Consider the following 7,430-nt stretch of genomic DNA (forward strand, 5'->3'; position numbering starts at 1 on the left):
TACCAAAGTTCCATTATCCAAAAGGAGATTAAAACTTTAATAAATCGTTGACGTTTTTGACCAATGTCAACGACTATATCCTAATATAAAGTGCATCTTTGACCTATAAATAATAAGCGATGAGAGAGCAACTATTACAATTGTTACGTGAAAAAGCGTCGTTAACCGAACAGCAATTAACGGAGGCCCTAACTTATTTTAAACCCCAATCGATAAAGAAAAATGACCATCTGCTCAACGAAGGTTCCATTGCAGACTATCTTTTCTTTGTCGGCAAGGGCTGTTTGCGCCTATATTTTCGCAATGACGAACTATCAACGGCAACCCGGTTCATGGCTTTTGAACATACATTCCTAACCTCTATCGTCAGTTTTATTTCAAGACAGCCAGCTACAGAATTTATCCAAGCCGTAGAAGATACGGAGGTGCTCAGCATCAGCAACACTGATTTTTCCTTTTTGAGAGAAAACATGCCTGGCTGGGACAATTTTTATATCTACATCCTCGAATATGGACTAACTGTTGTAAATAATAAACTCAGCAGCTTATTAACCCAAACCGCTAAAGAACGCTATCGCGATCTACTGAAAAATAATCCTGAGCTCGTACAGCGTTTGTCTAATGCTAACCTTGCAGCTTATCTGGCGATATCACCTGAAACATTAAGTAGGCTCAAATCTACGATCTAACTAATAAAAAATGAGAAGCGACGAAGTAAAGAAGGGATACCAACGTACTCCCCATAGAGCCCTATTTCGGGCCACAGGCGTAAATGATAACGATTTTGATAAACCTTTTATTGGAGTGGCAAATTCCTTTATCGAAATTATACCCGGACATTTCTTTCTGAATAAGGTTGCTGAGATCATTAAAGAAGAAATCAAGGCAAACGGATGTATTCCTTTTGAATTCAATACGATCGGTATTGACGATGGTATTGCTATGGGACACGATGGTATGCTGTACTCGCTCCCCAGCCGAGAATTGATTGCCAACTCAATTGAAAGTGTCATGAATGCACACAAATTGGATGCTATGATAGCTATCCCTAACTGCGATAAGATTGTACCCGGGATGATTATGGGTGCGCTACGTGTAGATGTGCCTACAATCTTTGTCAGTGGAGGGCCGATGAGAAAAGGATATACTAAAGATGGTGCTGCCATTGACCTGTCGACTGCTTTTGAGGCTGTGGGCAAACACGAAGCAGGCATAATCAGTGACGAAGAGCTCAAAGATATCGAGTGTAATGCATGCCCCAGTGGTGGTAGTTGCTCGGGTATGTTTACAGCAAATTCCATGAACACGCTGATGGAAGCTATGGGTATAGCACTACCGGGTAATGGAACCATATTGGCATTGACGCCTGAGCGTGAAAATCTATATCGTAAATCAGCCAGAAGGATCTGTGAAATCGCCAAAGACGATCAGCTTTCCAAACAATTCAAACTTAAAAACATCATCAATGAAAAAGCCATCCAGAATGCTTTTGCAGTGGATATGGCCATGGGCGGTAGTACCAATACTGTCCTTCATATGCTTGCTATAGCTCATGAAGCAGGTATAGATTTTCAGCTTAAGGACATTAACTCAATATCAGATCAAGTATCGCACATCGCAAAAATATCGCCCAGTTTAAGCACCGTTCACATGGAAGATGTCCATCGCGCCGGAGGCGTTAACGCTGTAATGAACGAAATGACCAGGCGCAGCAACCATGTCCTCCTGGATAATATGACGGTCGGTGGCGAAATGCTATTCGAAAAGATTGCCAATGCAGCGATCAAAGATTCAACAATCATACATACAATAAACAATCCATACAGTCCTGTTGGAGGATTGGCGATTCTATTTGGAAATCTTGCAGAGCAGGGAGCAGTGGTAAAATCCGCAGGAATCACGGGCGAAAAGAAATTTAGCGGGACTGCAGTTTGCTATGATAGCCAAGAAGATGCCATAGTAGGCATCCTTGCCGGTGAGATCAAAGCTGGCGATGTTGTGGTGATCCGTTATGAAGGCCCCAAAGGTGGCCCGGGGATGCAGGAAATGTTGACACCTACAAGCCTGATCATGGGAATGGGATTGGGCAGTTCTGTAGCGTTGGTAACAGATGGCCGATTCAGCGGAGCTACCCGCGGAATAGCTATAGGACATGTCTCACCTGAGGCTGCTGAAGGCGGATTGATTGGTTTACTAAAAAACGGAGACCACATTGTTATTGATATTGACCAACATATGCTTTCAGCTGACATTAGCGAAGATGAGATACAATTGCGACAAAAAGGCTTTATTCCGATCAGAAAAAAACTAAATTCTAAATGGTTGAGTCAATATCGGCAGCTTGTTGGCAATGCTAGCAGTGGTGCCATATTAAATTGTGATTTTTGAAAATAAAACCGTTTCAGCCTAGCAAATTGACATCATAGGCTAATTCTAATGTATTTAGGCAAATAAGGGAGGTAACAGAAAAAGAACAGTATTCACCATACTGTCTTTAAATGGAAACGAGCACGTTCTATACGTAAATCGATATCTATGGGAGACAATATGGGATGGAAGCATGATAGATCTATAATCAAAAAATGAGCTATTAAAATAGAAACCTCATTTTGCTTTAATTTTACCTCTATGCTTTAGACCAAATTTAATTAAAGCATTAGCAACTTCCTCCGTTTCTTTAGCATAGGCGGTAAGCGCATAAGAAACGGTCACAGGTTTGGTGTCATTAACCGTTCTGCTGATCAGTAAATTATCTTCTAATTCCTGAAGTTCGTTGGATAGAACTTTTGGGGATATTCCCTGAGCCATTTCTTGCAGATCTTTAAACCTCATGGTGCCGTGTTTCTGCAAATTGTGCAGGATACAAAATTTCCATTTACCACTGAGCAATTCAATGCCATCTTTTAATGCCAATATAGTTTCTTTATCAATATCACGTTTTTTATTGCTCATAAGATAGTTACTTTCCTAAAGGTAATGAATAGTAAATATATATTGGATATCCAATAGTTTTGTTGAACAGAATCACAAAAGTAATAAGACGGAGGTGTCTCTAAGCCTCGATATTCGGGCATTTCCTGTTGAAATTCTTTCCAAAAACTATCTGTCATATCTTAGCATCATTTTTACGTCTATTGAGCTAAATTTAGCCTTTTACTAGTTTTTTTCAATAATTGTAAAAGAATTTAGACTTAAGACTCTATCTGTTTGGTCAACGTAGACTATTTAGCCAAACTCTAAAGGCTTGAAGATTTTTAATAGGTGCCAAGCAATTATTAAAGAGATTTAGGTGTTTCTATGAAGTGGAGGGATTACTCAATCATCAAGTATGATTGAAGGATTTAATTTCTTATGGAGGCATACACTTTTGTGTAGTATGCTGATTTTTTTTTATCATTAAAGAAATAAATACTAAATTCACTATTAAGTACTTTGTTAAAAAAAATGTATTTATTTCACAAATAGCCATAACAATTAATTTAACCTCTAAAAATGATGTATAGATTTTTAAAATTGTTCACGTTGCTAATTCTATTTTTTTCCTGTAAGCACACCGAAACGTATGAAGGAACATCTGATGACGAGGTTACCCTTGCATTTGATGAAGTGAAACAGAGTTCTATCAAAAGGGATATTAGTTATCTGCCTAGATGGCAAGATCGCATTGAATTTGAAGGCTCTTATTATATTCCCTTAAATACGGATAAGAGAATATACTCCTTTACACCAGACAGCGTAAAATATTCTTTGGCAGGTAAAATTTGGCTAAAGGCGAATAAACAGGGAGATGTATGGAATTTCACCAAATTGACCGTGTTACCTAATGACATCCAAAACAGTAAAGGTTCAGGTTTGTTTATCTATGAAGATTGGCAAACGGGAGCATTGAGTTATGAAGGATATATCGAAGATAAGCTTTTTAGCCCCCGCGCCTATAAGGTTAACCTTAGAATGACTGCATATGGTAAAAAAGCAATGAATAACCCTGATATTCCTTGTCAAACTGTACCGTACGAAGTTTGTTCTGGCGACTATCCTTATACATCATGTACGACTAGTTATGAAACTATCGGCAACTGTAATGGCGGTAGTGGTGGTGGTGGAGACACAGGCCATTATGGCGGAGGCGGAACTGGTAGTGGTAATCATGGTGGCGGTGGAGGTAGTACTCCTCCTATTATTCCTACTGAAAAGCCAAGTGAAGAAGACAAAGAAATCATTGATTCTTTGCAGGGATATCCATGTGCACAGGAAGTTCTTAAAAAATTACCTAATTTAGAGAATAGGATATCCAATTGGCTGAATACAGTATTCAAAAATAGTATTGAAAATAATATTACCTTTAGAGTAAGTACTAAATTGGATAGCAAAGTAGATGCCGTTTGGAACAACAACAACGCAATTGGATCAACACAAACTATTAGTTTAAATGCCGATATGCTTTCAAAAGCTTCACAAGAATATATTGCAGCAACAATGTTTCATGAAGCATTGCACGGCTATTTATTCTTGGAGAAGAAAAGGCTTGAGGCAGAAGGTAAAGCATCACAATTTGGCATATTATATCCAGGATTTTCCGAAGTCAGTATTAACGGTCAACCAAGATTTGTAAAAAAACATCAGGACTTTGGAACCCAACTAAATGACTTGGCAGCAGCAATTAGAACTTTTGCCCCTACACTAAGTGAATATGACGCAATGGCTTTAGCTAAGGGAGGTGTAGTCAGTGATATGAGCAGTGTTGAAAAAAGTGCGAACTACAATCATAGAGAAGGTAATGCTGGAACTAGATGTACCACCAAATAACTTGATGGATGGACGATTATTCATAAAAGCTAGACAGGACTATATGGGTTTAGATATAAGTTGAGTAAAAAAGTTAAAATCATAAGGCAATAAAAAATGAGACAATTTATAAATCATAAAAGTAAATTTTGGCTTTTTTTGCCACTATTATTTGTTACGGTGAATTTATCTGCAAAAGTAAAGTATTTTATTATACCAGATAAACCAGCTGACTATGTGATCAATGAATACAAGTTACCAACAGCAGAGTTATATGGTGTTAACGAACATGTAGAACTCTTCTGTTTAACTTTCCCAGTGCTGAAATCACAAAAGCAAAATGTAGAGAATCCACATACCGATTGCAACCTTGTACTGCTTTCTGTTCTTCCAGATTTAGAAACTAATAGTAACTGGATGGAGATTAATATTGATAGCCTGAAAAGCGACATCATTACTGATTCAAATCTTAAAAGGTTATTTAATTTGAACACATTTTCGGAGTTTGATCAGAAGTATGGTGCAAAGACAAAATATTTTGATGAATATCAGGTCATCAAAAAAAGAGGAAATAAATATTTCACATCCAAACACTGTTTGATTCAGTTTTTTGCTATTCGCAATAGACCTTCAGTTTTTCAAAATATTTTTGGGACCATCAATATTGAGCAGGAGCCTATTAGCATTATCGAAATGGAGCAGCTATTTAAGAAAAGATACCCACAAAGTAAATTCCCTGTTTATACCATTGGCGATACTCCATACGATTATAATTCTTTTGATTTTCTTCGGGATCGAAAAGAGTATTTATCTAAAGTGATTAAGTTAAAAAACAACGAGGTAGCTTACCAATTTTGGACATTTACAGATTGGCATGAACACCTCCATAATTATGAATTAGAAAGAGGTATCGATCGCTTTGTTTACCTGCCCGGAAAAGGAATTATTGGTGGGTCTTTTGACTTCTATTTTTATTTCAATAGAAAGAAACTACCGATAAAATACACAGATTTCTTGAATAATATTAAGGAAGAAAGGGTTATGATGGCTGACACTTATTAAAAAAGGTTATTATTACCTATTCTCCCCATACGTTGAAGGTCTGGCGCAAATGCTCCTGACCTTAATTATTAATCAAACCTTTTCGCCAACGCTTCAATTATAGCATCCTTTAGATCATCATCCAGTTGCCCATATGCAAACAGCCATCTTCCTCTACGACCCGGTAGCGTAAAATATTCTTTGGCAGGTAAAATTTGGCTAAAAGACTGATACTTGGAATAGTATAATAAATATGACCCAAAATGAAATAGACGCAAACAAAAATCATAAAAATGGAAAAGTTGGCACAAAATGTAATCCTTAAAATTGGTTTCTCCGTCTTGCTTATGTTAATTGGATTTTCGGGGATAGCGAATGAGAAGCTACGATACTTCTTGCTCGATGAAACTTCAGAAGCATACGTTTTCACTAAATTTGATCTTTCAACAAAATCCCTATATGGAGTTGACAGAAAAATTACGTTGTACAATTTAATGTTGAACGGTTACAGAAGAGTTAATAACCAAGATTATCAGTATGTCAAATTCAAGGAACCTCCGCTTATTTTATTTTCTGTGTTACCTGATTTGGATGGAAATGAGGATTGGAAGGAAATCAATTTGGATAGCATAAAAGACAAAATGATCGACCTGCGTTATCTACGACATTTATTTTCTGCGAATACCCAAGATCTTCCTGATCAGATTCTTAGAAATGAAACAAAATATCTTAATGACTATCAGGTAATTGTCAAGAAGGGAAATAAATATTTAGTTTCTAAAAACTGCCTACTCCAGTTTTATGTTATAAGTAGTAGACCTGAACCATTTGCCAATGTATATTGTACAATTAACATTAAACAAACTCCGATAAGCATTCTTAATTTTGAAAAGATTTATAAAAGTGTTTATCCTAATGATATCTTTCCTTTGTATACAATGGGTGAAAGTGATAAATTAGTTACTTTTCAACGATCACGTGACCGTCGGGAATATCTTTCCAAAATATTCAAAATAGGTGAGAGCACGGCATACCAGTTCTGGACATACTCAGACTGGCAAAAAGATTATCGATTCTATGAGGTAGACCGAGGCATTGACCGGTTTGTCTACCTACCAGGCAAAGGTATAGTCGGCGGATCTTTTGATTTCTATTTTTATTTCAATAGAAAGAAACTACCGATAAAATATGCTGACTTTATGAATAATATTAAGGAAGAAAGGGTTATGATGGCTGAAAACTATTAAAAGAGGTTATTATTACCTATTGTCCCCATACGTTGAAAACTAAGGTCTGGCGCAAATGCTCCTGACCTTAATTATTAATCAAACCTTTCCGCCAACGCTGCAATTATAGCATCCTTTAGATCATCATATACTTGCGAACAAGATAAAAGATCAAGATATGAAAAATCAAATATTTAAGACAAGTGGACTTAGGATAGTTCTTCTACTTCTTTACACTGGTATTTGTGTGAAGGGTATTGGTCAAACAAAATATTTCATTTACGAAAATAGCAATAAGAAGTTTGGAATTGCAACAATAAAATGGACACATAGTTAAGCTGCAATATTTTGTTTATTGATTTTTCTAGCAAACTCCTC

6 protein-coding genes are annotated in these 7,430 nt (G+C 36.7%); 5 read left to right on the top strand and 1 reads right to left on the bottom strand.

Going from position 1 to position 7,430, the window contains the following annotated elements:
- Positions 1 to 119 precede the first annotated feature (119 nt).
- Both HX021_RS16555 and ilvD read left to right on the top strand, forming a co-directional pair.
- The gene (locus HX021_RS16555) at positions 120 to 689 is read left to right on the top strand and encodes a Crp/Fnr family transcriptional regulator (RefSeq protein ID WP_223585054.1); all 570 of its coding nucleotides are present in this window, start codon (positions 120 to 122) and stop codon (positions 687 to 689) included.
- A gap of 10 nt (positions 690 to 699) precedes the next feature.
- Positions 700 to 2,388 (top strand): dihydroxy-acid dehydratase, encoded by a 1,689-nt coding sequence (gene ilvD, locus HX021_RS16560; RefSeq protein WP_286591602.1) that lies wholly within the window; start codon positions 700 to 702, stop codon positions 2,386 to 2,388.
- Positions 2,389 to 2,604: 216 nt separating this feature from the next.
- On the opposite strand, the gene HX021_RS16565 is transcribed toward ilvD, so the two are convergent.
- Positions 2,605 to 2,952, bottom strand: coding sequence for a winged helix-turn-helix transcriptional regulator (locus HX021_RS16565; protein ID WP_286591603.1), 348 nt, complete (start codon positions 2,950 to 2,952; stop codon positions 2,605 to 2,607).
- 540 nt (positions 2,953 to 3,492) lie between these two features.
- Between HX021_RS16565 and HX021_RS16570 the strand changes: the two genes are divergently transcribed.
- The 3 genes from HX021_RS16570 to HX021_RS16580 all read left to right on the top strand — a co-directional run bounded on the left by HX021_RS16570 (position 3,493) and on the right by HX021_RS16580 (position 7,073).
- A complete protein-coding gene (locus HX021_RS16570) occupies positions 3,493 to 4,806 on the top strand; it encodes a hypothetical protein (RefSeq protein WP_286591605.1) in 1,314 nt (437 codons plus the stop codon).
- A 138-nt stretch (positions 4,807 to 4,944) separates the two neighbouring features.
- Positions 4,945 to 5,847, top strand: a complete 903-nt coding sequence (locus HX021_RS16575; RefSeq protein WP_286591606.1) for a hypothetical protein — start codon at positions 4,945 to 4,947, stop codon at positions 5,845 to 5,847.
- 272 nt (positions 5,848 to 6,119) lie between these two features.
- The gene (locus tag HX021_RS16580) at positions 6,120 to 7,073 is read left to right on the top strand and encodes a hypothetical protein (protein WP_286591607.1); all 954 of its coding nucleotides are present in this window, start codon (positions 6,120 to 6,122) and stop codon (positions 7,071 to 7,073) included.
- The last annotated feature ends 357 nt before the right edge of the window (positions 7,074 to 7,430 follow it).

The organism is Sphingobacterium sp. N143 (genome assembly GCF_030325625.1).
In the GTDB taxonomy this organism is placed as follows: domain Bacteria; phylum Bacteroidota; class Bacteroidia; order Sphingobacteriales; family Sphingobacteriaceae; genus Sphingobacterium.